Origin of the sequence: Nostoc sp. CMAA1605 (genome assembly GCF_021596505.1) — a bacterium.
Lineage (GTDB): Bacteria > Cyanobacteriota > Cyanobacteriia > Cyanobacteriales > Nostocaceae > Trichormus.
Map to the genome: position 1 here is coordinate 25157 of NZ_PJIZ01000043.1, position 25296 is coordinate 50452.

At 39.3% G+C, this 25296-nt stretch carries 23 protein-coding genes and 5 pseudogenes; 14 read left to right on the forward strand and 14 right to left on the reverse strand.

The window, feature by feature from the left end; translation table 11 throughout:
- Nucleotides 1-167: 167 nt before the first annotated feature.
- Entirely contained in the window at nt 168-512 is a 345-nt protein-coding gene (locus CV014_RS15825) for a DUF760 domain-containing protein (protein ID WP_236142908.1), read from the reverse strand.
- A 442-nt stretch (nt 513-954) separates the two neighbouring features.
- On the opposite strand from CV014_RS15825, the gene gmd reads away from it, so the two are divergent.
- The 3 genes from gmd to CV014_RS15840 all read left to right on the forward strand — a co-directional run bounded on the left by gmd (nt 955) and on the right by CV014_RS15840 (nt 3687).
- Nucleotides 955-2034, forward strand: coding sequence for a GDP-mannose 4,6-dehydratase (gene gmd / locus CV014_RS15830; RefSeq protein ID WP_236142909.1), 1080 nt, complete (start codon nt 955-957; stop codon nt 2032-2034).
- 24 nt (nt 2035-2058) lie between these two features.
- On the forward strand, nt 2059-3003 hold the full coding sequence (locus CV014_RS15835; protein WP_236142910.1) for a GDP-L-fucose synthase family protein: 945 nt from the start codon (nt 2059-2061) through the stop codon (nt 3001-3003).
- A 177-nt stretch (nt 3004-3180) separates the two neighbouring features.
- Complete coding sequence (locus tag CV014_RS15840) at nt 3181-3687, forward strand: 5-formyltetrahydrofolate cyclo-ligase (protein ID WP_236142927.1); 507 nt, start codon at nt 3181-3183, stop codon at nt 3685-3687.
- On the opposite strand, the gene CV014_RS15845 is transcribed toward CV014_RS15840, so the two are convergent.
- Entirely contained in the window at nt 3688-4305 is a 618-nt protein-coding gene (locus tag CV014_RS15845; protein WP_236142911.1) for a Uma2 family endonuclease, read from the reverse strand.
- A gap of 210 nt (nt 4306-4515) precedes the next feature.
- On the opposite strand from CV014_RS15845, the gene CV014_RS15850 reads away from it, so the two are divergent.
- Nucleotides 4516-5529, forward strand: coding sequence for a catalase family protein (locus tag CV014_RS15850; RefSeq protein ID WP_236142912.1), 1014 nt, complete (start codon nt 4516-4518; stop codon nt 5527-5529).
- Between the two features lie 82 nt (nt 5530-5611).
- A complete protein-coding gene (locus CV014_RS15855) occupies nt 5612-6451 on the forward strand; it encodes a carbohydrate ABC transporter permease (RefSeq protein ID WP_236142913.1) in 840 nt (279 codons plus the stop codon).
- Between the two features lie 154 nt (nt 6452-6605).
- Here CV014_RS15855 and CV014_RS15860 read toward each other — a convergent pair whose 3' ends face one another.
- Nucleotides 6606-8249: a Ppx/GppA phosphatase family protein gene (locus CV014_RS15860; protein ID WP_236142914.1), complete on the reverse strand. Its 1644-nt coding sequence runs from the start codon at nt 8247-8249 to the stop codon at nt 6606-6608.
- Nucleotides 8250-8731: 482 nt separating this feature from the next.
- Here CV014_RS15860 and CV014_RS15865 point away from each other — a divergent pair, with 482 nt between their 5' ends.
- Complete coding sequence (locus CV014_RS15865) at nt 8732-9604, forward strand: 4-hydroxybenzoate solanesyltransferase (RefSeq protein WP_236142928.1); 873 nt, start codon at nt 8732-8734, stop codon at nt 9602-9604.
- 315 nt (nt 9605-9919) lie between these two features.
- Here the strand turns inward: CV014_RS15865 and CV014_RS15870 are convergent, their stop codons facing one another.
- The 3 genes from CV014_RS15870 to CV014_RS15880 form a co-directional block, all read right to left on the reverse strand.
- Nucleotides 9920-10117 carry a type II toxin-antitoxin system Phd/YefM family antitoxin gene (locus tag CV014_RS15870; protein ID WP_236142915.1) on the reverse strand — a complete coding sequence of 66 codons (198 nt, stop codon included), beginning with the start codon at nt 10115-10117 and terminating at the stop codon, nt 9920-9922.
- A gap of 14 nt (nt 10118-10131) precedes the next feature.
- Nucleotides 10132-10380 carry a type II toxin-antitoxin system RelE family toxin gene (locus tag CV014_RS15875; RefSeq protein WP_236142916.1) on the reverse strand — a complete coding sequence of 83 codons (249 nt, stop codon included), beginning with the start codon at nt 10378-10380 and terminating at the stop codon, nt 10132-10134.
- Between the two features lie 169 nt (nt 10381-10549).
- A complete protein-coding gene (locus tag CV014_RS15880) occupies nt 10550-10951 on the reverse strand; it encodes an endonuclease domain-containing protein (RefSeq protein WP_236142917.1) in 402 nt (133 codons plus the stop codon).
- Between the two features lie 232 nt (nt 10952-11183).
- On the opposite strand from CV014_RS15880, the gene CV014_RS15885 reads away from it, so the two are divergent.
- Entirely contained in the window at nt 11184-12287 is a 1104-nt protein-coding gene (locus CV014_RS15885) for an endonuclease NucS domain-containing protein (protein WP_236142918.1), read from the forward strand.
- Between the two features lie 43 nt (nt 12288-12330).
- On the opposite strand, the pseudogene CV014_RS15890 reads toward CV014_RS15885, so the two are convergent.
- The 4 genes and pseudogenes from CV014_RS15890 to CV014_RS15905 form a co-directional block, all read right to left on the reverse strand.
- Nucleotides 12331-12673: pseudogene (locus CV014_RS15890) on the reverse strand (XisI protein).
- Complete coding sequence (locus CV014_RS15895; protein ID WP_236142919.1) at nt 12661-13080, reverse strand: XisH family protein; 420 nt, start codon at nt 13078-13080, stop codon at nt 12661-12663. The pseudogene CV014_RS15890 and the gene CV014_RS15895 overlap by 13 nt, the downstream one beginning before the upstream one ends.
- A gap of 77 nt (nt 13081-13157) precedes the next feature.
- A complete protein-coding gene (gene acnB / locus CV014_RS15900) occupies nt 13158-15782 on the reverse strand; it encodes a bifunctional aconitate hydratase 2/2-methylisocitrate dehydratase (protein WP_236142920.1) in 2625 nt (874 codons plus the stop codon).
- 255 nt (nt 15783-16037) lie between these two features.
- The gene (locus tag CV014_RS15905; RefSeq protein WP_236142921.1) at nt 16038-16433 is read right to left on the reverse strand and encodes a hypothetical protein; all 396 of its coding nucleotides are present in this window, start codon (nt 16431-16433) and stop codon (nt 16038-16040) included.
- A gap of 383 nt (nt 16434-16816) precedes the next feature.
- Here CV014_RS15905 and CV014_RS15910 point away from each other — a divergent pair, with 383 nt between their 5' ends.
- From CV014_RS15910 to CV014_RS15925, 4 genes and pseudogenes are all read left to right on the forward strand, one after another.
- The gene (locus CV014_RS15910; protein WP_236142929.1) at nt 16817-17110 is read left to right on the forward strand and encodes a helix-turn-helix domain-containing transcriptional regulator; all 294 of its coding nucleotides are present in this window, start codon (nt 16817-16819) and stop codon (nt 17108-17110) included.
- A 176-nt stretch (nt 17111-17286) separates the two neighbouring features.
- Nucleotides 17287-17487, forward strand: a pseudogene (locus CV014_RS15915) (Uma2 family endonuclease); the annotation flags it as partial.
- Between the two features lie 80 nt (nt 17488-17567).
- The gene (locus CV014_RS15920) at nt 17568-17882 is read left to right on the forward strand and encodes a 2Fe-2S iron-sulfur cluster-binding protein (RefSeq protein WP_236142922.1); all 315 of its coding nucleotides are present in this window, start codon (nt 17568-17570) and stop codon (nt 17880-17882) included.
- Nucleotides 17883-18015: 133 nt separating this feature from the next.
- Nucleotides 18016-18201, forward strand: a complete 186-nt coding sequence (locus tag CV014_RS15925) for a hypothetical protein (protein WP_236142930.1) — start codon at nt 18016-18018, stop codon at nt 18199-18201.
- A 250-nt stretch (nt 18202-18451) separates the two neighbouring features.
- Here CV014_RS15925 and CV014_RS15930 read toward each other — a convergent pair whose 3' ends face one another.
- Nucleotides 18452-18946, reverse strand: a complete 495-nt coding sequence (locus CV014_RS15930) for a hypothetical protein (protein WP_236142923.1) — start codon at nt 18944-18946, stop codon at nt 18452-18454.
- Nucleotides 18947-19278: 332 nt separating this feature from the next.
- Here CV014_RS15930 and CV014_RS15935 point away from each other — a divergent pair, with 332 nt between their 5' ends.
- Together CV014_RS15935 and CV014_RS15940 are read left to right on the forward strand one after the other, a co-directional pair.
- The gene (locus tag CV014_RS15935) at nt 19279-20346 is read left to right on the forward strand and encodes a DUF3326 domain-containing protein (protein WP_236142924.1); all 1068 of its coding nucleotides are present in this window, start codon (nt 19279-19281) and stop codon (nt 20344-20346) included.
- 73 nt (nt 20347-20419) lie between these two features.
- Complete coding sequence (locus tag CV014_RS15940) at nt 20420-21001, forward strand: CPBP family intramembrane glutamic endopeptidase (protein ID WP_103139664.1); 582 nt, start codon at nt 20420-20422, stop codon at nt 20999-21001.
- Nucleotides 21002-21008: 7 nt separating this feature from the next.
- On the opposite strand, the pseudogene purN reads toward CV014_RS15940, so the two are convergent.
- A pseudogene (gene purN / locus CV014_RS15945) lies at nt 21009-21649 on the reverse strand (phosphoribosylglycinamide formyltransferase).
- A gap of 592 nt (nt 21650-22241) precedes the next feature.
- Here purN and CV014_RS15950 point away from each other — a divergent pair.
- A pseudogene (locus CV014_RS15950) lies at nt 22242-23126 on the forward strand (carbohydrate ABC transporter permease).
- 47 nt (nt 23127-23173) lie between these two features.
- Here the strand turns inward: CV014_RS15950 and CV014_RS15955 are convergent.
- Nucleotides 23174-23947 carry an ABC transporter permease gene (locus CV014_RS15955; RefSeq protein WP_236142925.1) on the reverse strand — a complete coding sequence of 258 codons (774 nt, stop codon included), beginning with the start codon at nt 23945-23947 and terminating at the stop codon, nt 23174-23176.
- A 113-nt stretch (nt 23948-24060) separates the two neighbouring features.
- Nucleotides 24061-25087: pseudogene (gene fraD, locus CV014_RS15960) on the reverse strand (septal junction protein FraD).
- Between the last annotated feature and the right edge of the window lie 209 nt (nt 25088-25296).

Consider the following 25296-nt stretch of genomic DNA (forward strand, 5'->3'; position numbering starts at 1 on the left):
ACGAACAAGAAGCGTTAGCCTTGGAGACGCTGCTGACTCTGCCAAAGTTGCTAACGCTTGTGTGATCATTTGGTAATTTGGGAAGGTAGGCTGTGAGAATTCCGCATGAAACTGCTGTTCGATATTTTTTTGAGTAAATTCACTAGGATTTACTCCAGATGAAATAACTATTCACCATCGTGATGACTACTTTCAGTCCCTTGCATCACCTTTTCAAAGCTCATTCTTTGTTCGGCATTTCGCAAGAAATAACCACTAATCATGGCTGACGCTAACAACCGTCCCAAGTTTTCCCGACTAGTTGTAATAGTAACGTCAAAGTGTTCCGAAGGCAGATTTCCCAACAGTCCGATAATATTACGCTCCATGACTTGAAAAACTTCAGGAGAGGTGGGTTTGGATAGCTGGCTAACTGTTTCTGGGTTCAAAGACTTGACATACTGCCACAGTAAATTGCCTGTTTCCGATTCGCTATCAAAAAATTCTGAAACTCGGTTAGATGGGTTACTCACTTTGTACCTCCGGTACTACCAATGTTTGGATATGTTCTTAGCAAACTAATGAGGCTTAAAATCTATGTCCTACCTGACTTAACTGGTGATTGAGTGTTCCTGTCAACTAATGTAACAAGTTAATTGGCGATTGGGAGTAGTTGTAACCGTACAGCTTACAGGGGATTTTCTCGCCTCAAAAACTCAATAATCAGCTAGAAATATGGCACAGCATAGCTTAAATCTAACAATTTTAATTATACTAAGTAGTAAATTCTCAGCCCAATACATTCAGTGTTACACTAGATAACTAATTTACTAATTTTCAGTATATTTATTTACGTTCAAATTCTCCTGTTTTGAAAGTTAGTAGGTTTCCCATTAGGCGATTTGGCAATTAGCTGCTAGGTTGTGTAAATTGGCCTGAATATTATGTTACAGGGAAAAAAGGAATCAAGAGAGCATGGCGCAAAACAAAACTGCCTTAATCACTGGTATTACTGGTCAAGATGGTTCATATCTGAGTGAGTTTTTACTAGAGCAAGGCTACGAAGTACATGGCATCATTCGCCGGACTTCTACTTTTAATACAGACCGGATTGATCACATTTATGAAGACCCCCACAAAGAAGGTGTCAAATTATTTCTGCATTACGGTGATTTGACGGATGGGACAACTCTGCGCCGGATTTTAGAAGAAGTCCAGCCCACAGAAATCTACAACTTGGGCGCGCAGTCTCATGTGCGGGTGAGTTTTGATTCACCCGAATATACTGTAGATGCTGTGGGTATGGGAACACTGCGACTACTAGAAGCCATCCGAGACTATCAAAGACGTACAGGGATTGAAGTCCGCTTTTATCAAGCGGGTTCTTCCGAAATGTATGGTTTGGTACAAGCAGTACCCCAAAGCGAAACTACTCCTTTTTACCCTCGTAGTCCCTATGCTTGTGCTAAAGTTTACGCTCACTGGCAAACGGTGAACTATCGTGAATCCTATGGAATGTTTGCGTGCAATGGTATTTTATTTAACCATGAATCGCCACGTCGGGGTGAAACATTTGTAACTCGTAAAATTACTAGAGCCGTTGCACAGATTGTAGCTGGCAAACAGAAAAAGCTATACATGGGTAATCTAGATGCTAAAAGAGATTGGGGCTATGCTAAAGATTATGTCCGGGCTATGTGGCTAATGCTACAAAAAGAAAAAGCAGATGATTATGTCATTGCCACTGGGGAAACTCACTCAGTGAAGGAATTCTTAGAACTAGCGTTTAATTATGTCAATCTGAATTGGCAAGATTACATAGAATTTGATGAACGCTATCTGCGTCCGGCAGAAGTAGATTTATTAATTGGTGATGCCACTAAAGCAAGGGAAAAACTGGGTTGGCAACCTTCAGTGACTTTTCCAGAGTTAGTAGCACTGATGGTAGAAGCAGATTTACAAGCTATCGGTCAAACTTCACCTAATGGTAATGGTTCACACTTACCTAAAGATGTTGCTACTATTCGTCAAGAACTAGGCGCACTCCACTTTTGATCAATTCTTGCTAAGGATAAAAATATGACTGCCTTAGAACTAAAAAATAAACGGATTCTCGTTACTGGTGGAGCAGGGTTTTTAGGCCGTCAGGTGATAGATCAGCTGTGTAAATCTGGGGCTGATTTGGCTAAGATTACTGTACCGCGATCGCGCGAATTAGATTTACGCGTTCTCGAAAACTGCCAACGCGCAGTAGATCACCAAGATATCGTCATCCACTTAGCGGCTCATGTTGGTGGTATCGGTCTAAACCGCGAAAAACCGGCGGAGTTATTCTACGATAACTTGATTATGGGGACGCAGTTAATTCATGCTGCTCATCAAGGTGGTGTGGAAAAGTTCGTCTGCGTCGGGACTATCTGTGCTTATCCAAAATTTACCCCAGTCCCATTTAAAGAAGAAGACTTGTGGAACGGGTATCCAGAAGAAACCAATGCTCCCTATGGGGTGGCGAAAAAAGCACTTTTAGTACAGTTGCAATCTTATCGTCAGCAGTATGGCTTTAACGGTATTTATTTACTACCTGTAAATCTATACGGGCCTGAAGATAACTTTGACCCTGGTAGTTCCCATGTTATCCCTGCCTTAATTCGCAAAGTTTACGAAGCTCAAGTTAGGGGAGATAAACAACTACCAGTTTGGGGTGATGGTAGTCCTACCCGCGAATTTTTGTATTCAGAAGATGCCGCACGCGGTATTGTTATGGGTACACAATTCTATAACGACTCTGAACCAGTAAATTTGGGAACGGGTTCGGAAATTTCCATCTACGATTTAGTCACCTTAATTTGTGAACTGATGGAATTTGAAGGTGAAATCATCTGGGAAACAGACAAACCCAACGGTCAACCCCGGCGTTGTCTGGATACAGAAAGAGCTAAACAGGCTTTTAATTTCACTGCTCAAATAGATTTCCGGCAAGGTTTGAAGAATACTATTGATTGGTATCGTCAAAATGCTGCATAAACTATAGGGCATTGGGAATAGGGCATTGGGCATGGGGCATTGGGTAATTACCCTACCCTGCTTTCCCTACTCCCAGTCCCCAGTCCCCAGTCCCCAGTCCCCAGTCCCTCTATTTACGTGAATGACCAATTAAGTAAAATACAATTGCGTCGGTCTTTGTTAAAAACTCGTCAGTCAATGTCTGCAAAAGAATGGCGAGAAAAAAGCGATCGCATCTGTACACTATTACAAGCTTCTACTCTCTTCACTCAAGCCAAAACAATCCTTGCATATTTCAGTTTTCGCCAAGAACCAGACCTGAGTCCCTTATTGTGCAACCATCAATATCGTTGGGGATTTCCTCGCTGCATCGGTCAATCTCTACACTGGCATAGTTGGCAACTGGGGGAGTCTTTACAAATTAATTCCTATGGTATTCAAGAACCCCATTCTCATGCACCCACTATAGATCCTGATGAGGTGGACTTGATTCTCGTTCCTAGCGTTGCTTGTGACCAACAAGGATATCGTCTAGGTTATGGTGGTGGTTATTATGACCGCTTGTTAAGTTCTCCAGAATGGGCAAATAAGCCAACGGTAGGAATAATTTTTGACTCTGCTTATTTATCAAAATTACCGACTCAACCTTGGGATAAACCGCTACAAGCTGTTTTTACCGAAACTAGGTTGGTAGAAATTAGGTGATTAAAGTATATCTCCAGCATGAAAAATTTGCTCTGCGGTTAAATTTAACTCTGGGAAAGTAGGTGAAATAATGCGTTCCCTGCCTCGAAAACGAGTAACTTGATATTCATCATCAATTAGTTGATAAATAGACATTGTAGGTTGTTTAGGGTTGCCTGTGAACTTTTTTGCCCCTAAGCCGAGATAATCTACAACCCAGTATTCGGGAATGCCAATACTTTCATACTTACCCTGTTTTGTGTAGTAATCATCATCCCAGTTGCTACTAACTACTTCAACCACTAAAGGAATTGATGCGGCATATGATACAGTGGATGCTTTTTGCCATAGTGGTTCACTGACTAAATTGGGGCGATTTAATATCAGCACATCAGGAGAATAACTAGATTCCGAATGAGGTGGTTTAATCAGCGCGGTTTTGGGGATGATGTAAGGTAAATTTAATCTGTCAAACTCTATTGTGATTTTTCTGGCGATAAAACCAACTACGTCTTCATGATCTCCTGTCGGCTGTGCCATTTCAACAATCACTCCATCATGCAATTCATATCTTCCGCCTTCAGGTCGCCACGCGGCAAATTCATCAAATGTGACTATTTTCGGTATCGCTTGAGTCATAAATCTTTACCGATGTGGGGACATTGTCTGAATCATACACATTGTAGATATTTTTTTAGCGATCGCACTCTTGGATATATCCTAACTTGATACTCCACTATTGACGGATGGTATCAACTCAGGGTGTTCATGGTAGCATCTGACGGGGTAAAAATTTTAGGGCTATCAAAAAACATTCAGGTCAAATATTCTACCCAGAGTACCATTCATATGAATAATCCTAGCTTATCTACTACTGAGCAAGAAGTGATAGTTGACGAGGTGCTAGCAGCTAGTCTGCAAGCACAGCAAAAAGCAGGCCCCGATTTACGTCAAATCCACACTAAAAGTCATGGACTATTATGGGGAGAATTTATAGTTGAACCCAATCTTCCAGAACATCTGAGAGTAGGCTTATTTAAAACCCCGCAAACTTACCCAACTTGGATTCGTTTTTCTAGCGGCGGTTCGCCGGAAAGCAGAGGGAAACTGCGTTCTGATAGACAACCTGATGTCCGAGGTATTGGTATTAAGGTGATGAATGTAGATGGTGAGAAGGCCTTAGATGATGAAGAAAAAACCCAAGATTTTACACTCAATAGTCATCCTACCTTTTTAACTAAAGATATTCGTGATTATGCTGATCTGCCGAAAGTCGCTACTGGGGGATTGACTCCAGAAAGGCTCAAGGAAATGGCTTATACCGCTAATATTTTGCAAAAAATAGCCGAAAAGAAAGTAGGCAATCCGCTTTTAATTCAATATTGGAGTATGTCCCCTTTCCGGTTTGGGGAGAAAATTGTCAAATTAAGTGTCAAATCACAACAACCAGAACAACCACCAGAAAATTTACCAGAATCAGAAAATTACCTTAGAGAAGCAATAGTAAAGTATTTGACGGAAGACAAACAAGAGGCTTATTTTGATTTCTTGATTCAGTTTTATGTAGATGATGAAAAAACACCCATAGAAAATCTTGCTCAAGAGTGGGTAGAAACTGATTCACCGTTTATCAAAGTGGCTACTATTCGCATTCCTAGTCAGACATTTAATTTGGAAGAACGTAAACGCTTGGATGAGGGGATGTTATTTACTCCTTGGCATACCATACTAGAGCATGAGCCGGTGGGTAGTGTGAATCTGTCTCGCAAAAAGTTATATAGTGAATTGGCAAAAGCTAGGCGGGAAGAAATCGCTCAACGCTTGCGAGAACCGCAACCTTATGAAGTGCTGAGTGCTGAGTAGGGAGTTGTGAGTTGAGGGAAATGGGAAATTGGGAATGTAGTTCCCCGTCTCCAGTAATTTTTGGAATTGGGAGTGGAGAAAAATGACTTGGACAACTCAAAAGTCGCGTTGGCAGATGGTGGCGATTTATGGGTTATTGAGTGCGATCGCAATTATTACGCTTTTCCCTTTGTTGTGGCTCATCAGCACAGCTTTAAAATCACCTACGGAAAATATTTTACAGTCGCCACCGCAGTTATTACCTAGTCAACCGACTTTAGAAAATTTCCCCAAGGTTTGGCAAGCTTTACCCTTTGGACAATACCTCTATAACAGTACATTGGTAGCGGCTCTAACTGTAGGTTTAAATTTATTATTCTGCTCCTTGGCAGCGTATCCTTTAGCAAGGTTATCCTTTCCAGGAAGACAGGGAATTTTTATTGCGATTGTCTCGACAATTATGATTCCTTTTCAAATTGTGATGATACCTTTGTATATTTTGACGGTGCAGTTAGGGTTGACAAATAGTTATTTAGGAATGATTTTCCCCAGTTTGGCTTCAGCTTTCGGGATTTTTCTTCTCAGACAAGCTTTTATGAGTGTTCCCAAGGAAATAGAAGAAGCCGCGCGGATGGATGGCAGTTCAGAGTTAGGTTTATGGTGGCATATTATGTTACCAGCCGTTAGACCTGCACTCATAACTTTAGCTATTTTCGTGTTTATTGGTTCTTGGAGCGACTTTCTTTGGCCTTTAATTGTGATTCAAGATGAAAATTTATACACCCTACCTTTAGGCGTAGCCAAATTAGCCGGCACATTTTCTCTAGACTGGCGTTTAGTGGCTGCTGGTTCAGTAATTGCGATCGCACCTGTTTTATTACTGTTCCTAGTCTTACAGCGTTACATTGTTGCTACAGATACTAGTAGCGGGGTGAAGGGATAGTACAGCAGGGAATGGGGCATTGGGCATCGGGCATTGGGCATTGGGCAAAAAAATTCAAAATTCATTAGTTTGTCCCCCTTCCCCTTGTCTCCCTTGTCTACCTTGTCTACCTACCTCCCTTGCACCCTGCACCCTGCCCCTGCACCCCTGCCTCCTAAACCCCTACACTCTTCTCCAAATGAGTGACCAATTTCACGCCAAATTCCGCTTCAAATACGGCTTTTTTGAAGTCTAAACTCCAGAGTTCTAAGGCGCATTCATCATTGGAATTGGTGGGATAAATTAACAAATTAAACTTCTGAAATTGGGGATAGTAATCACATTGGATTTGAGCGATCGCCCCAATTTGTCTTCTGTCTAATGCTACAGCTAATCTTAACAGCGCACTCAATTGACTAACTACTTGCCGATGTTGTTTATTCAACAAATTACGGTAATTTTCGTGTCGTTTTTTGGGTGGCGATTTGCGATGGTAACGGGCTAAGTTGGCAATAATTTCGATCTCGGTTTCGTTATAACCGAGTAATTCACTGTTGCGAATGAGATAGTAAGAGTGTTTATGGTGAGCTGAATGGCTAATATGATGACCGCAGTTGTGTAATATTGCCGCCGCCCACAATAATTGTCGTTCATTTATTCCCCAATGGTGCAGTTGTCCTTGGGTTTGGTCAAATAAACTTAAAGCAAAGGCAGCGACGCGATCGCTATATGTTAAGTTGACTTGGTATTTATTCGCCTGTTTTAAGACACTCCTCTCCCTCACCGAACTTTGAAAGCGCAGTTTGTCTTCGATTAAGCCGTGGCTTAACATCCAGTCAACAATGACACCTTCCCGCAAAGCCCGTCCACAGGTGGTTATAGAATCCACACCCAAAAGCATCATCGCTTCTTGTAATACTACTGCTCCTGCTAAAATGACTTCTGAGCGTCTTTCTGGCATTCCTGGAATAGCGGCTCTTTCGGCGTTGGTCATTTTCCGCAGGCGATTTACCCAATTTTCCAAGTCGTCCAGGCTGAATTGATAGCCGTTGAGGGTAGAAGGAACATTACCCAATTTTTCCCGCGCCTGAATCATGGCGATGGTTTCAATTGTGCCGGAAGTGCCAACTAAACGGGGAAATTCACCAAATTTAAGGTTAGCTAACACCTCATCTACAGAACGTTCTAACATTCCCCGCACATATGCTTGGAGATACTGAAATTCAACATCAAGGATGGGGTCAGAACTAATTAACTCAGTTGTCAACCGGACAGCACCGACTTTAGTGCTGGTAAGGGTGCGCGGTTCATGACTATCACCCAAAATGATTTCTGTAGAACCCCCACCAATATCAATAATGATGTGCGGTTTGTTATGGAACTCCATCCCCGACAGCACACCCAAATAGATGCGGCGCGCCTCTTCTTGACCAGAAATCAAGTCAACACTTAAACCCAATTCAGATTCGACTCTATGCAGAAAATCCTTGCCGTTGGGAGCTTCCCGCATCGCACTAGTAGCGACAGCAATGATAGTTTCGGCATTAGCGGTTTTAGCCACCTCTTGGAAACGACCCAAAGCCGCGATCGCTTTTGTCATAATTTCTGGTTTTAACTCACCAGTAGTAATATCGCGATCGCCCAATCTTACCGTTTCTTTTTCTTTAGCAATAATCGTAAAAGCTGGTAGATTCGGGTCAATCCTGACGATGACCATATGCAGGGAATTTGTCCCCATATCAATGGCAGCAATAATCCGGTGTTGCTTCACTACTTGGGTATTAACACTCAAATAGTCAGCCGAAACTAAATTCAGCATTTAAGTTGCTCTCTGTATTTAGGAAGGATGGTGAAAAATGGGCTGTGGGGTAGTTGGCACTGATATTGGTTGCAACATACTCAGAACTGGTCATGGGGCATAGGAAATTGGGCATGGGGCATAGGTTTTTTCTCCCGCAGCTTTTTCTGCTTGACGGCTGTTATTCCTGGGGGAAACCCCTTCCCTACGGGACAGTGAACGCATAGCGTTTCGTAGAAAAGACCGGACTGCCTCCCTATGTTCCTCAAAATTATCTATTCACACAATCTAAGTATATTCACCCTGCTGCTTACAATCTTAGCGACAATTTCAACTTGTTTAAAGTTGTCACTGGACATTGTGTTTTTACAAATATCAAAAAAAGATATTCTATAGATGTAAAGATGTGTGAAGAAAAAGCAAAAGTAAAAAGGCAAAAGGCAAAAGGTAAAATCTTTTGACTTCTCCCTAATTTTATGCCCAATCCCCAATCCCCAGTCCCTATGTTAGAAACCAACCAAGAACCAATTTTGCTGACAATTATCCGGCTTTTGCGGTGGCATAAACCCGAAGGACGTTTGATTTTGATGATTCCGGCACTATGGGCAGTGTTTTTGGCTGCTGCTGGTAAGCCACCTGTGCCTTTAGTGGGTGTGATTATTTTAGGTACTCTCGCCACCAGTGCGGCTGGATGTGTGGTTAATGATTTATGGGATCGAGATATTGATCCAGAAGTGGAAAGAACACGCGATCGCCCTTTGGCTTCCCGTGCGTTATCTGTAAAAGTGGGAATTGTCGTCGGGATTATTGCTTTAGCTTGTGCGGCGGTGCTGGCGTTTTATCTCAATCGTTTGAGTTTTTGGTTATCTGTGGCGGCTGTACCAGTAATTTTATTGTATCCTGGTGCCAAGCGTGTATTTCCTGTACCGCAGTTGGTGTTGTCAATTGCCTGGGGTTTTGCAGTATTAATTAGCTGGAGTGCAGTCACACAAAATATTTCTCTATCCACTTGGTTATTGTGGGGGGCTACTGTGTTGTGGACATTGGGATTTGATACAGTTTACGCCATGAGCGATCGCGAAGATGACCGCCGCATTGGTGTTAATTCTAGTGCTTTGTTTTTTGGAGATTACGCACCTGTAGCCATTGGGGTGTTCTTTTTAGGTGCGATCGCTTTACTGGGTTGGCTAGGCGTTGCTATTCACCTAAAATTAGCTTTTTGGATTAGTTTAACCATCGGAACTATTAGCTGGTTGTGGCAATTTATTGAGTTAAGAAAACCAGAATTACCTAACCCTATTTATGGGCAAATGTTCCGTCAAAATGTTTGGATTGGGTTTATTTTGTTAGCGGGAATGATTCTTGGTTCTTTCTAAGATTATAGATGGTCATTAACTTTAATCATTAGGGTTTAACAGTGTTAAACCCTAAAATAAAATTATGTTTTTACAGAAATGTTGAATGGCGTAATAAAACTTCATATATTTAGATAAACTTAGCCTATAAGTGCTACTTTTCATCTTATACAAATAAGTTTTCTGAACCAATGAACATAACTTATTTCCTGACATTCAAAACTTTTGGACTGGCTTCAGTTTAGTTAATTAAATTGGGTTGAGTCATTAGGAATTATTCCTCATAAAAACTATTACAGTGAAATGAGCCATCACGACTCACCCTAATTAGCAAATTTAGGATAATAACATTTTCTTAGCCTCAGCTAAAGATACCGAAGCACTATCTTTTTCTTCTGTTTTCGCATTTCTTAAATCTTGTAAATCTTCCAAATCTTCTAACAATTCCTGAACTTTTAAAAACTCCTCATAAGGTAAAATGGCAAATTGCTTTTGACCATTTTTTGTTAGAAATTCAGGATGTAATTCAATCATTTTGATAACTCCTTTTACTCATAAGCTTTACTGCGATGCTTCACCCTATATATCATGATAGTCTGTTCTTCTAATTCAAACAAAACGCGATAATCACCTACTCTCAAACGATATTCTGGTGTAAAGTTTGTTAAGTGTTTAACATCTCCCTGCAAGTCATCTTGCATTGCTTCAATTTTACTGATAATGCGTTCTCTAATATCTACAGGAAATTTCTCTAAATCTTTAATTGCTTTGGGCTTAAATTCTATTTGGTACTGCACATACTTGACCCTCTTGAAATATATTATACTATGTCAGATTTTAAGCGATCGCAAAATCAGTATATTGTCTCACCTCTCTATCAACGAAGAATGAAGGCAGGCGATCGCATATTTAGGTAAAAACAGTAAAACTGTTCCCCCTTCCCTACAAGGGAAGGGGGTTAGGGGGTTAGGTCTCTTCACAACAAACTTGATAAATCAGCATCAAAACCCGATCAATTTCCTGTACCACTTCCTCATTGTTAATCCTTAACAAGTGCAACCCTCTAGCTGATAAAACTTTCTCACGTTCCGCATCATATTCAGCTTGTTGTTCGTGAATTTTTCCATCTACCTCTATCACTAATCTAGCAGCGTGACAGTAAAAATCTGCGATGAAACCATCAATAATTTGCTGACGACGAAAGTGTAAACCATGCAAACAATTACTGCGAAGATATTCCCAAAGAATTTTTTCTGCTGGTGTCATCTGGCGACGGAGTTCTTTTGCACGGTGTATTTTGTCTGGGTTGATTTTTTGTCCGATAACTATATTGTTAGTGTGGTCTTTTTTTGGTTTTGAATTATTCATGTATGAATTATGTAAGCTGGTGTTGATTCATACATTATGGCTGACCTCTCCCCCAACCCCTCTCCGCGTCGGAGAGGGGAGCTAGATTTTTCTTATTTTACTTTTATAAAGTCAGTTTGCAGCATTCACGTGTAGCAAATAAAGACATTAGATAATTTTTAGTTTAATCTGAATACAAGAACTAATTTTATCATATTTAATAGCCATATTTTTACATAGAGTAAAATATCAAATGACAAATAAAAACGTAGCATTACGTAAAACTGGACAAGATTGGAAATTTATTGATGAGTCGGAATTAGAAAATTTCGTTTGGGATAACTTGGAAGAAATTTTTGGACTAAAACCATTGGCAAGACAATTATTTGTCAAGGGTGAAATTTGTGACATTCTAGCAATAGGAGAAAACAATCAATTAACTATTATTGAATTGAAAAATATAGAAGACAGATATGTAATTAATCAGTTGACACGCTATTATGAAACTTTGTTAGAAGAACAACCTTTGAAAAGTCATATTAATTATGATGAGCCTATTCGTTTGATTGCTGTTTGTCCAAGCTTTCACAGACATAATTTAATTGATAAAAAATACAGTAAATTAGATTTTGATTTTTTCACTTTTTTTATTAAACATGAAAACAGTGATTTTAATTTTCATCTAACTCACATTCTTAACCAACTTGAGCAAAAAGTTATAAAAATTAATTATCAAGAAGTTAATTTCCAAAAACTAATCCCAGATAGTATTCCTGAACCACCAAGATTATTATTAGATTGGTTAGGAAGTTTGACACAAACAGAGATAGAGAATTTAACAAAAATTAGACACCAAATATTAAGCTTCGATTCCAGAATAGAAGAGATGATAGTAAATAAAAGTATTTTATATGCAAGTAAATACGGCAAGAATAAGATAAAACAGTGTGCAGAGTTATGTTTTGATAGGAAATCGAAAAAAATACTATTATTTCTCTGGCTAACTATCCCTAATCGCAAAAATCAAACTATTGTCAGAATGCAAATTGACACAATGAATGATTACTTAACATATTGGCGATATATTCCTTTAAAAGAAGGAAGTATTTCTTGTAAAAAATTGTCTTTTCTTAGTATAAATTATACATTTTATAGCGTTCCAGGTAATTCACAAAACTTTCTTTATTTCAACGGAAATGGGAACTCAATGATTAGAGAACTAGATACGAACAATATTACTCATCTTAAAGGTGGAGAGCTAATATTTAAAGAATCAGCAGATGGAGAGATTATAGTTGATTCAATCAAACATATAGTTAATCAAGCATTAACTATATGGTTAGAAAGAATTAATTAAAATAATCACTAAATATCAATAGTTGTATTCACTATGGCAAATTTTAAGCGATCGCAAAATCAGTATACTGTCTCACCTCTGGTGGCTGAAACGCCAAGACAATATCACTAGCCGGAACACCTAAGCGCATTAACTCCGTTGCTATTCCTTCCTCTGTCCAATCTTCCTCAATGTAAATCTTTTCATTTTTAATGCGAATATGGACATGAGTATTATTGATTCTTTTTTGATTAACCCAGTCTATAGACATCCATAAATAATGATCATGATTTTCGTCGAAAATTAAACAGGTTTCATATTTTTTCTTAGATGAGCGATTAGCAAAGTCATCATAATCTGTTAATGTTTTTTTTGATAATCTCTCGATAATTCACTAATTTATCCATTCTACAATTTCCTCCCTTTCCATATTAATGACAACCAAGGAAAGCTGATTTAATTTAACTATCGCTTTAATCGATTTCCGTTGAAAGAAAGTTTCATAAATTCCATCTTTGATTGCTAGGTAAATTTCTTGATATTCATCTTGAGATAATTGAATTAAATTGCGATATACAATATATTGTCCTAAAGCCTTTTCAAAATCTTGAATTAATGAAGGACTGATAAAGCTTTTAATTTCAATAATAATCTTACGTTGTGTTCTGGTCTCTGAAATTAGCTTTTCTATAGCTAAATCTGGATAAAGTTCAATGTCTTCATATTCAAGCGGATAAGGATCTGCGGTAATTGTCCAACCATCTTTAATAAAAGCATTTTTTACGGCTGTATGATAGATATCTTTGGCTGACATTATTGAATCTATTTATTCAATAGTTATAAGTGCTGGTTCAACTTCAAGGTGAGCCATGAAGACTCACCCTAGTTAAACTATACTAACAAAGCTTCCTCCTCTTTAGAAATCACCCGCCCTTCATCCTCAAAACCGGCGATTTGATCAAAGTTCAAATACCGATACAAATTATCAGCAAAAGGATGAATCTTATTCGCCACAATATCAAGATATTCCTGTACTGTGGGAATGCGACCTAATAACGCGCAAACGGCGGCTAACTCAGCAGAACCTAAATACACTCGTGCGCCTTTACCCATGCGGTTGTTGAAGTTGCGGGTAGAGGTAGAAAATACAGTTGTGCCATCAGCAACTCGCGCCTGATTTCCCATACATAAACTGCATCCAGGCATTTCTGTTCTCGCGCCGGCTGCACCAAATACACCATACACACCTTCTTCTTTTAATTGGTGTTCATCCATGCGGGTGGGTGGTGCTATCCACAGGCGAGTTTTGACTGCACCTGCACCTTCTAAAACTTTCGCAGTTGCGCGATAATGACCGATATTTGTCATACATGAACCGACAAATACTTCTTGTACTGGATCATTAGCAACTTCCGATAATAATTTAACATTATCGGGGTCGTTTGGAGCGGCAACAATTGGTTCTGTAATTTCGTTCAAATCAATTTCAATTACTGCGGCATATTCTGCATCTGCGTCGCCTTCTAGTAATACAGGATTCGCCAACCATGCTTCCATTTGGGCGACGCGGCGCATAATTGTACGCGCATCTTGATAGCCTCTGGCTACCATGTTCTTTAACAGGGCAATGTTAGAACGCAGATATTCAGCAACGGTTTCTTCGCTCAATTTAATGGTGCAGCCTGCACAAGAACGTTCGGCGGAAGCGTCTGTTAATTCAAAGGCTTGTTCGACTTTTAAATCTGGTAAGCCTTCCATTTCTAAAATTTTGCCGGAAAAGATGTTTTTCTTGTTCTCTTTCTCGACGGTTAGCAAACCTTTTTGAATGGCAACGTAAGGAATGGCGTTAACAATATCTCTTAAGGTAATTCCTGGTTGCAATTCTCCTTTGAATCTGACTAATACTGATTCTGGCATATCCAAAGGCATGACACCTAACGCACCTGCAAAGGCGACTAACCCAGAACCGGCGGGGAAAGATATTCCCAAGGGGAAGCGGGTGTGGGAGTCGCCACCTGTACCGACGGTATCAGGTAACAGCATCCGGTTGAGCCATGAATGAATGATACCATCGCCGGGACGTAGGGCGACACCGCCACGGGAGGAGATAAAATCGGGGAGTTCGTGGTGGGTTTTGATGTCTACGGGTTTGGGATAGGCGGCGGTGTGACAGAAACTCTGCATGACTAAGTCTGCACTAAAGCCGAGACAAGCAAGTTCTTTGAGTTCGTCGCGGGTCATGGGGCCTGTGGTATCTTGAGAACCAACAGTGGTCATGATGGGTTCGCAGGATGTACCGGGGCGCACACCTGGTAAACCGCAAGCTTTACCGACCATTTTTTGGGCGAGGGTGTAGCCTTTACCTGTGTCTTCTGGTTGTTGGGGACGGATGAACAGGGTGCTGGGTTCTAAGCCTAATGCTTGGCGGGTTTTGTCGGTGAGGGTACGTCCAATTAGTAGGGGGATGCGTCCACCGGCGCGGACTTCATCGAGGATGGTGTCAGGTTTGAGGTTGAAGGTGGAAATAACTTCGCCGTCTTCGTTGGTAATTTCACCTCTGTAGGGATAAATGGTAATTACCATGCCGGTTTCGAGTTTGGTGACATCGCATTGTATGGGTAAAGCACCGGCATCTTCTGCTGTGTTGAAAAAGATAGGAGCGATCGCACCACCTAAAATATAACCCCCAGCGCGTTTGTTGGGAACATAGGGGATATCGTCTCCCATGTGCCATAACACAGAGTTAATAGCCGATTTCCGTGATGAACCAGTCCCAACCACATCCCCAACATAAGCCACGGGATGTCCAATTGTCTTCAACTCAGCAATAGTTTCTAAGCTTCCTGGTTGCCGTGACTCTAACATCGCCAAGGCGTGGAGGGGAATATCTGGACGGGTAGTGGCGTGGGTGGCTGGGGATAAGTCATCGGTGTTAGTTTCCCCAGGAACTTTAAATACAGTAACGTTAATATATTCTGGGAGTTTAGGGCGAACTGTAAACCATTCTGCTTCTGCCCAAGAATCAACTACCCGCTTGGCGTAGGGGTTGATTTTGGCTAATTCTAAAACATCATGAAAGGCATCATACACCAATAAAGTTTTACTGAGGGCGGCGGCGGCATAGGCGGCGATGGGTTCTTTACCTTCTCCTCCCATGACTAAGGGTGTATCACCTTCCGATGGTTTGGTAGAAAATTGCAACAACTCAATTAAAGACTGCACATTATAACCGCCTACCATCGTCCCTAGTAATTCCACTGCTTCAATTGAGGAAATTAAGGGACTAGTGATTTCGCCTTTAGCAATACCTGTAAGGAAACCGGCTTTTACATAGGCGGCTGCATCCACACCAGGGGGGACGCGATCGCGCAATAAATGTAATAATGTATCTTCCTCCCCTGCTGGTGGATTTTTCAGTAATTCACACAACTCTGATGTTTGCTGTGCATCTAACGGTAAGGGCGGAATACCAAGGGCTGCCCTTTCGGCAACGTGTTGACGATATTTTTCTAACATTTTTGTGTTCTCTGTTTGTATGCTCTCACTCTAATTATGAATTATTTTTAGACAAAACTTAGCAAGCAAAGTTTTTCCGATTTCTTGTCTAAAAGCCTTACTGGTAATCGCTTATAGATATCTTGGTTTTATACTTAAAGTATAGTTTTCGTGATCAATTTCCACTGAAGATATTTTAATTACCTACACAGCTAGGGGCAGAATATATTCTGCCCCTACAATCATATATATGCCACTTGATAGCGAACTATTATACTAGGCGGTTATGACAGTTTCATCTGCTGTTTTATCTGTATAAGATTTCAAGCGTGTCAATCTACTTTTACGGACACGTTCACTATCTCTCACTCCGCCTGCAATCTCATATTCATTACTGTTTTTACCATACTTAAAGCCAACGCCCATAAGCATTTTGTCTGAAATTTGACCTAAGCTTTTTTCCATTTCATCTAGCTTTTTTTTAGACGAGTCTATCATTGCTATAGCAGCATTATAATCATCCAGCATATTGTGGAACTGATTAATTAATTGCGTCAGGTTTTGCAAGTTACAGGTATTATCAAAAGTCAAATTGGGATCAATAGCTTTTAATCCTGCCACTCTAAACTCAGCTTTTTCTAGAATCCGCGAACTACGCTTTTTTCTAGCCATAGAATTACCCTTTTACAAGCTTTACAACGCTATTGTGTCTCAATTAAGCTAGATTATAGTTCAGCAAAATTCACATTTAATTTTGCTATTTTTTTGATTTATACCCGTAATTTTTCGGAATTGCTTCAATACATCGCCTGTTTAGTGCAGAATGAAGAGCGATCGTTTAAATCTGAAGGCTTAATGTTGTAGCTGTAAGGCTTAATGCTGTAACTGTAAGGCTTAATGTTGTAGCTGTAAGACTTAATGTTGTAGCTGTAAGACTTAATGTTGTAGCTGTAAGACTTAATGCTGTAGCTGTAAGGCTTAATGTTGTAGCTGTAAGGCTTAATGTTGTAAAAATTAAGCTAAAGAATATTGGCGAGACTACAGGAGTAAAGATGATGCCTAGAAGTACAAGCTATCACGAAAAACTGATACAAGACTTAAAAAATCCACTAGAAGCAGCAGCTTATATTGAAGTGGTTTTAGAAGAAGGCGATCCAAGAATGTTAAGTAAAGCACTCCAAAATGTTATAGAATCGCACGGTGGAGTTGATCAGCTTTCTACACAAATCAAAGAACTCTACAATAAACTTGACCAAATGCTATTAGATAAAGGCGAAATTGAGTTTTACAGTCTACATTCTTTGTTAGATGCTTTAGGCTTACATTTGGCAGTAACAGTAAAGTCATAATTTGCAACTAGGCGGTTGGTGCGTGACGCTATAAATCTTAAACTACGTTCCCATATTGTTGCTGCGTCACGCACCCTACATAAAAAATGTGCTAGATGCGTATGTCATATCATTAATCAATCAGTAAAGATTATTACAGTAATACAATCTGGACATTCAATCCTTACACATCACATTTAAAACCAAATCCCCAAGGGTGGTTATGGAGTCAGCAATTAAAATTATATTTAGGTGTACAAGATAGTAAATTACGCTATTTTACGTCACAAGGTGAGTTAGTGCCGACACCAGAGGAGTTGGCAGAACAGGAAAAGCAACGCGCAGAACGTCTAGCTGCTAAGTTACGCGAATTAAATATTGACCCTGATGTTCTATAAAATTATTGGTGATGGTGAGGGATATCTTCAGCAATTCAGATATAATAGTGAGTTTGTCTATAGCACTCATTTTTTAGCATATGTCTACGACTTACAACGTTGAGATTCTTCACCAGGGTCAAACTCACACATTCCAAGTTCCTGAAGATAAAACCATCTTATCAGTTGCAGATAAGCAAGGGTTGGAATTACCCAGTTCTTGTCATGCTGGTGTTTGCACAACTTGTGCAGGGCAAATTCTCAGTGGTACTGTAGATCAAACTGATGGTATGGGTGTTAGTCCTGAACTGCAAAAACAAGGCTATGTCTTGTTGTGTGTTGCTTATCCCCGTTCTGACTTGAAAATTGAAACGGAAAAAGAAGAAGTAGTCTATCAGAAGCAATTTGGTAAATAAAGGGATTGGGGACTGGGGACTTGTACTGAGCTTGTCGAAGTATTGGGGACTAGAAATAGTGATTTTTCAACAGTTTTTAGCTTTGGCTGAGATCGGTTATTCTAGAATCTACAAACTAATTGGATTAACGGCGATGACTACTCATTTTATTACCGCAGAAATCGACCTCCAAGAAACACCTACAGAGTTGCAACAGATGATTGAGGCTGAATTGCAAAAGCAAGGTGAACCCCTAAGATGGGCAATTACTGCTGTAGACGCAGAAAAAGAAAAAGCGACTGTAGAAGCTGTGGTAACTACAGGCAGCGTTAATCAATAATTAAATAGTATATATAAAACTTAAGGTGTGTTGAACTGATGCTGACACACCTTAGTTTTATCTCTAAAGTTAAATATGATTTTTAATAAAAAGGACACATATAGGAATCCGACTTGATTATTGAAACGATTTGCGTAGGTAGGGAACAGGGAACAGAGAATAGGGAACAGGAAAAGAAGTAACAGAGGTATACCGAGTTTTTTCAGAAATCAAATATGATTCCTATAGTATTGCTCAATTTAATAAAAAACTAATTTTCTCTAATTTCGTAAAACCAGATATTTTTACTTTTTACTTCTTTAGTGTAAGCATTAACTATTACAGAATCATTAGAAATAGATTTATCTTCTTCATTAAAGAGAGATTTATTTAAGGAATGATCTATGTCATGCCAAATTTCTTTTGCTGGGGAATCACCGCTTTGATCGATATTTCCCACGTTGATCCTGCTGATTCCAGGAAAAGGCCATGAAGCAGCTAATTGGATAAAACCTGAACCTTCTTGAATTTGATAATTAACAGCAAACGAAAAAGAATAACAATTGAATTGCCCTATCGCTAACTCATTGGGAAAAATATTTCCTAAAGGCCATTTTTCTGCGTTGTTGTAGGTACCTACACGGTTAAGTGTATAGCGAGTAAAATTAGCCACTTTAATAATATACTTGGCATCATATTTAATCAGTTTAGTCAGCTGGTCTACAGTTTGATTTACATCTATTTTGACTACTTGTGATAATGCCATTAAATTGACCCTTTACTACTGAATTGTCGCAGTTTTTCTAGTTTTAAATGGAGAAATAAGGTTATCTCTCCAAAGATGTATTGACATTATTTCGGATTGTGTAATACCCATACAACCTTATAAATACCCGTTTTACCGAAAAATGTAAATTTATGTGTTTTTACTGAACAATTCAATTTTTTGTAAGAAATCAAAACTATATCAAGAAAAACTTATAGTTTGTATGTGAAAACCCAAATACATTACACAAATTTAACCAAATTCCTTCAGCTTAATTTGACACTTAGCCAACTTTTAACGTAGTATCTTGAACTCAAAATTTAATCCTAGAGATGAATCATCCTTACACTGCTATTCTCATTGTCCCGACTGGTGTTGGTGCAGCAATTGGTGGTTATGCTGGAGATGCTATACCCGTAGCTAGATTATTAGCACAGGTTTGCGATCGCCTGATCACTCATCCTAATGTTCTTAATGGTGCAAGTTTGTACTGGAATATTCCCAACGCTTTCTATGTCGAAGGCTATGGATTAGATAAATTTGCTACTGGAAACTGGGGTTTGCGTCCTGTCCACAGTAACAAAATAGGTTTACTTTTAGACCAAGGAATTGAACCAGAGTTAAGGCTGCGACATCTACAAGCAGCCGATGCAGCCCAAGCAACACTCGGTTTAACCTTGACTGATTATGTAATTACAGATGCCCCACTAAACGTAGAATTGCGTACATCAGCATCAGGCGTAAGCTGGGGAACAATTGGCAACCCCGATAGTTTACTTAGAGGGGCTGAAACATTAATTAAACAAGCAAAAGCAGAGGCGATCGCAGTTGTTGCCCGTTTTCCCGATAATATAGATGAAGAGGCTGCACAAAACTATCGCCAAGGCAAAGGCGTAGATCCCATTGCTGGCGCAGAGGCTGTAATTAGCCATTTAATCGTCAAAAACTTTCAAATTCCTTGCGCCCATGCACCAGCCTTAGCAGCTGAACCGCCCCAACCAAATTTATCTCCTCGTTCTGCGGCGGAAGAATTGGGTTATACTTTCTTACCAAGTGTACTTGTAGGATTAAATCGCGCCCCACAATTTATAGTAAAAAAGGAATTAACTATATCCCTCCCCGACGACATTTGGGCAGAGCAAGTAGATGCCATAATTATGCCAGCCACCGCCTGTGGTAGCAGTGCATTACTCAGCCTCAGCCAAAAACCATGTCAAATTATCGCAGTGGAGGAAAATCAAACCCAAATCAAAGTCCCACCCCAAAGCCTGGGAATCAAAGCCATAAAAGTCAACTCATATTTAGAAGCAGCAGGTTTATTAGTAGCACACAAAGCAGGGATAAACCCGACTTCCTTGACTTCTCAAATAGGATCTTTGGCAAGAGTCAATAGTCAATAGTCATTAGTCATTAGTCATTAGTCATTAGTTTATCTTCCTGCCCAGTCTCCAGTCCCTCAGTCTCCAAAAACCCGTGGTAGAAAAACAAAAACAAGAACCAGAAATCCCATATTTATCGCGTGTCCAAGTTCTAGTGGCGATGGGAGTCACTGCATTATTGTTGTGGACAATAGCCAGGGTATGGTTATACTTTGGCAACTTTTTACTATTTGAATGGCATTTGTATCCTAGAGATTTACTCTTGGGACTGGGTATAGGTTTATTCATTACTGGGTTAAGTGGTCTAGCTTATCGCGTTTGGCCAAAGTACCGTTATAGTGCTGATTATTACCTGGAAATGGTGCTGAAGCCTTTAGCTTGGCCGGATTTAATTTGGTTAGGTTTGCTACCTGGGTTAAGTGAAGAACTATTATTTCGGGGTGTAATGTTACCCGCTTTAGGATTAGATCACCTGGCGGTTATCGGCTCTAGTGTTTGCTTTGGTATTTTACACTTGAGTGGTTATCAACAATGGCCTTATGTTGTTTGGGCAACGATTATTGGGATAATACTGGGATATAGCGCACTGTTAACGGGTAACTTACTAGTGCCGATTGTGGCTCACATGGTGACAAACTGGATTTCTAGTTGTTTGTGGAAAATCCAGCAAGGATAGTAAAAAATTACTTTTGTGCAGCTAGAGCGATCGCCTGTGGTAAAATCCTGTGTTCTTGGATTTGAATTCTCGCGTGGAGTGTTTCGGCTGTATCATCTGGTAATATTGGTACAGCCGCTTGAATTAAAATTTCGCCGCTATCGACTTCTAAACATACTAAATGCACTGTACAACCAGTAATCTTTACCCCAGCTTCTAAGGCTTGTTCTACAGCATGAATACCTTTAAAACTGGGTAATAAACTGGGGTGAATATTAATAATTTTATTGGGAAAAGCGTCAATAAATGTCGATGTGACGACTCGCATCCAACCAGCTAAAATTACCCAATCTACATCATAACGCCGCAATGTATTGACAATTTCTTGGTCGAATAAGGCACGATTTTATATTCGCGGTGATTTAATAATACTGTTTCAATCCCTCGGTTAGCAGCTTTATGTGCAACCTTAGCTGAGGGATTATTGTAAATTAGAACTTGTATTTGGGCATTGAGTTGCTTGTCTTCTATAGCCTGTGCCACTGCTTCAAAATTACTCCCGCTACCAGAAGCCAAAATTCCTAGTTTGAGAGGATTTATTACAGTAAATTGATGGTTATTAACGCAAGGAGAAACAAGACTAAAGGTAGAATCAGCACAGATGGTCATAGAAAATTCACAATTCAAAATTACGTAAACACGACAAGTGTTGAGTTAAAAATACTATTAATCAAGTAGAAGGTAAACCCGTACTGTTTAACTGACTCATACCTAATTTTGGATTTTGGATTTTGGATTTTAGATTAAAAGCCTAGTGGCGTGGCAAGCCTTAAATGTTGCAATACAAAATAACGAAAAAATCGTAGGTTGGGTTGACGTTAGGAAACTCAACACTGATATCTATTTTGGGTTTCGCCTTGATCAACCCAACCTACATTTAATACACTATTTTAGTCTAGACACGCTACTAGATTCTTAGAGGATGTTTGAAAAGTATCATTCCTAACATCAAAATCTTAAAAACCTAACCTTCCTAGCTTCCCTACAAGAGAATGGGGGTTTCAAAGCCTCTCTCCGTTTCGGGGAGAGGTTTGGAGAGGGGTTTCTAGTATACTTTTCGACTTTTTAAACACCCTCTTAGACTGTTCCAGAATATCGAAACAATACTACTTATCCCAAATTTGGTATAACATCACTCACTACTCAGCACTCAGCACTTCCTACTCAGCACTCTAACTAAACAGCCAAGAGGATAATTATAATGCAAAAAAAATATGCAAAGTCATGGTTAGATAATGATTCATTTGCAGCTTGGACTTTTCTCTCACCCGCACTGATTTTATTAGGTTTATTTGTTATTTGGCCGATAGCTTATTTGTGTTACCTGAGTTTTACGGCTGGGAGTTTTACTTCTACAGGTGCTTATTGGGTAGGGTTAAAAAATTACTGGCGTTTAATTTTCAATCCTGATTTTTGGCAAGTTCTTGGCAACACAGTTTATTTTACCGTTGCTACAGTTATTCCTAGTTTGATTATTCCTATTGGTTTAGCAGTCTTATTAAATCGTTCCATAGTGCTACGCGGTTTTTTGCGGAGTGCTTATTTTTTACCTTCTATTACATCTTTAGTAGCGGCTGGTTTAGGATTTCGTTGGTTATTTCAAGCTTCCGGCCCCGTTAACGCATTTTTAGGTTTATTGAACATTCCCGCTATTTCTTGGCTGGGAGATACATTTTGGGCAATGGCCTGTATTAATTGTCTTAAGTGTTTGGAAACAACTGGGTTTTAATATGGTGGTATTCCTAGCAGGTTTACAAGCCATTCCTCCTAGTCGCTACGAAGCCGCAGAATTAGACGGTGCTAATGGTTGGCAACAATTTTGGCACATTACTTTACCTGGATTGCGTCCGACTTTAATTTTTGCCACAATCACCACTGCTATTTTTACTTTACGGAGTTTCGAGCAAGTTTATGTAGTTACGGGGGTGGGCCGTTAAATACTACGAATTTGTTAGTTTACTATATTTATCAAGAAGCTTTCGGTCAATTTGATTTTGGTTATGCAGCCGCAGCCGCTACTGTGTTACTAGCTTTTACTTTGGTATTAGTTTATTTACAATTACAAAGCTGGGGAGAAGAATCTTAGGAAGGCAAAGGGAAAAAGGTAAAAAATAAAAGATGAAAGAGGAAAATTTAAAATTCTCGTCGGGAGAAAAGGAAAATAGCGATCGCCAATAACATGGTAATGTAAATCACACCATATACTGCATTACCCATTAAAGTTGATGGGTTTGGCATTGCTTGCAAACCATAAACAGCGTCATTCTTTAAATCTAGACGCGATAAATCAGGCAATACTAAATATAAACCCTGGGTAATCCCTTCCATGAAAATATTACGACTCATCCGACTCAGTTGCACTAAATTCTGTGTAATATTTCCCATCAAATAAACAGCAAAAGTTAAAGCAACAGCCAATAAAGAACTAGTAAACACACCAAAAGTAATAGAGACAGCAGTAATTACAGCTATCTGTAATAATAAAAATATGGCTGCCATTAAAATGCTACCAACTGCATATTTAACATTGCCGAACTGTAAAAATAGTAAATAGATAACCGTCATACTAGCAATTAAAACAGCTAGCACAGCCGATAAACCAAAAAATTTACCAGTGATAAATTCAGCACGACTGACAGGTTTAGAAATTAATAATAAAATCGTGCGTTTTTCAATTTCCTTATTCACTAAACCTGTGCCGATAAAAATAGCAACAATTAAACAAATAGCATTCATTGCCGCTATACCGAAATCTAGAAACATCTTATCTTCGGTATTAGCTGCATATTCTGGTAAAGCGCGACTAGCTATAGCCAAAGCAAGAGTATAAAATCCGATAATATACAGGATGCGATCGCGCACCACTTCCTGAAAGACATTTTTAGCAATTACTAGTGTTTTAGTCATTGGGGATTGGGGAATAGGGAATGGGGAATGGGGAATGGGGAATGGGGAATGGGGAATAGATTAATATTTGTATCCAATGCCCGATGCCCTATGCCCCATTCCCAAATAAATATTTACTGTTGCGGTGGGGGTGTTTCTCGTTTGATAGAAATTGTGCGATCGCAAGAAATTTCGGCTACTGCAATTTTGTCTTCTGATGAACTGCTAGAACTGCGATTTCTTGATGCTGCTAGTGGTTCAATTCGACATGATTTTTTAAGAAATAACCTTTTACTCCAGCACTAGGGCCCGTCCAAATAGCTAGTAAATCTAATACGTAACCACCAGCTTTAGTATTAGTTACACGCGGTTCAATACGCCATAATTCTTTTCATCAAACTGAGATAAATTCTTATCTACAATTCCTTTTCCTAGCTGCCCTATATTGACTTTTGCTTCTAATAACCATCGTTCAACTTCTGACCAAGGTTTTTCAGAAATTCGTGATTCTACTAATGGTTGTAGTTGATTTAAAATTAACACCCCATTTTCTGGGACTCTTTCTCTTTCTCCTCTTTTAATTACAAAGGTACTATTTTGAAATTCATCTGCTAATAAACTGGGATATTCTTGTAGCCACTTATCCATAACAAAATAAAAGTTTAACCAGCAGCTAATCACCATACAACTAGCAACTAAAATAATAATTTTCTGTCGGGCTTCTGGTTTGGGTATTCGCGCTTTAGAATCAGTGTCAGTACCCTCAATAAAATCTGGAATCGCTGTAATTAAAGCTGCTATCGTCGGCCAAATAACAATTGTTCTGGGTGTTAATAAATCTTTTTGATTACCAAATGCAAAAACAGCTACTAGAAATCCGGTAATTAATGCACCTACAGGCATATTGGTACCAGGAACTTTTAGAGGATCATCGGTGGTATACCAAGCAGTTCCAGCAATTAAGAATAACCAACCACAAAGCGCAATAATATCTCTAATAGGGCTAACTGCAAAAGAAGACATCAAGCCTGAAAAAGCACTTAAATAAATCAGAGTTTGCCAAGAATAAGCCTTTGGTGGAATTAAAATTTTTTTCAGTTGTTTATAGACATCATCAAATATACCAAATATTCCAAAAATATCTTTGAGTAACGAGTTCATCTATACACCTCTGGATAACGGCACACAAGGTTAACTAATTGAGATGATTTGAATGTTGAATAAGCAGGTTGAGATTAACTTGATCTATCTTAGAAATAACGCCTGTTCAGTATGAAGTAAATATCCTTAAAGTTCTAAACCATAAAATAAAAGTAATCGCAGTGTAACTCAGCGAATTGGCGATGATTGTAGTAGTAACTAAATTAGTA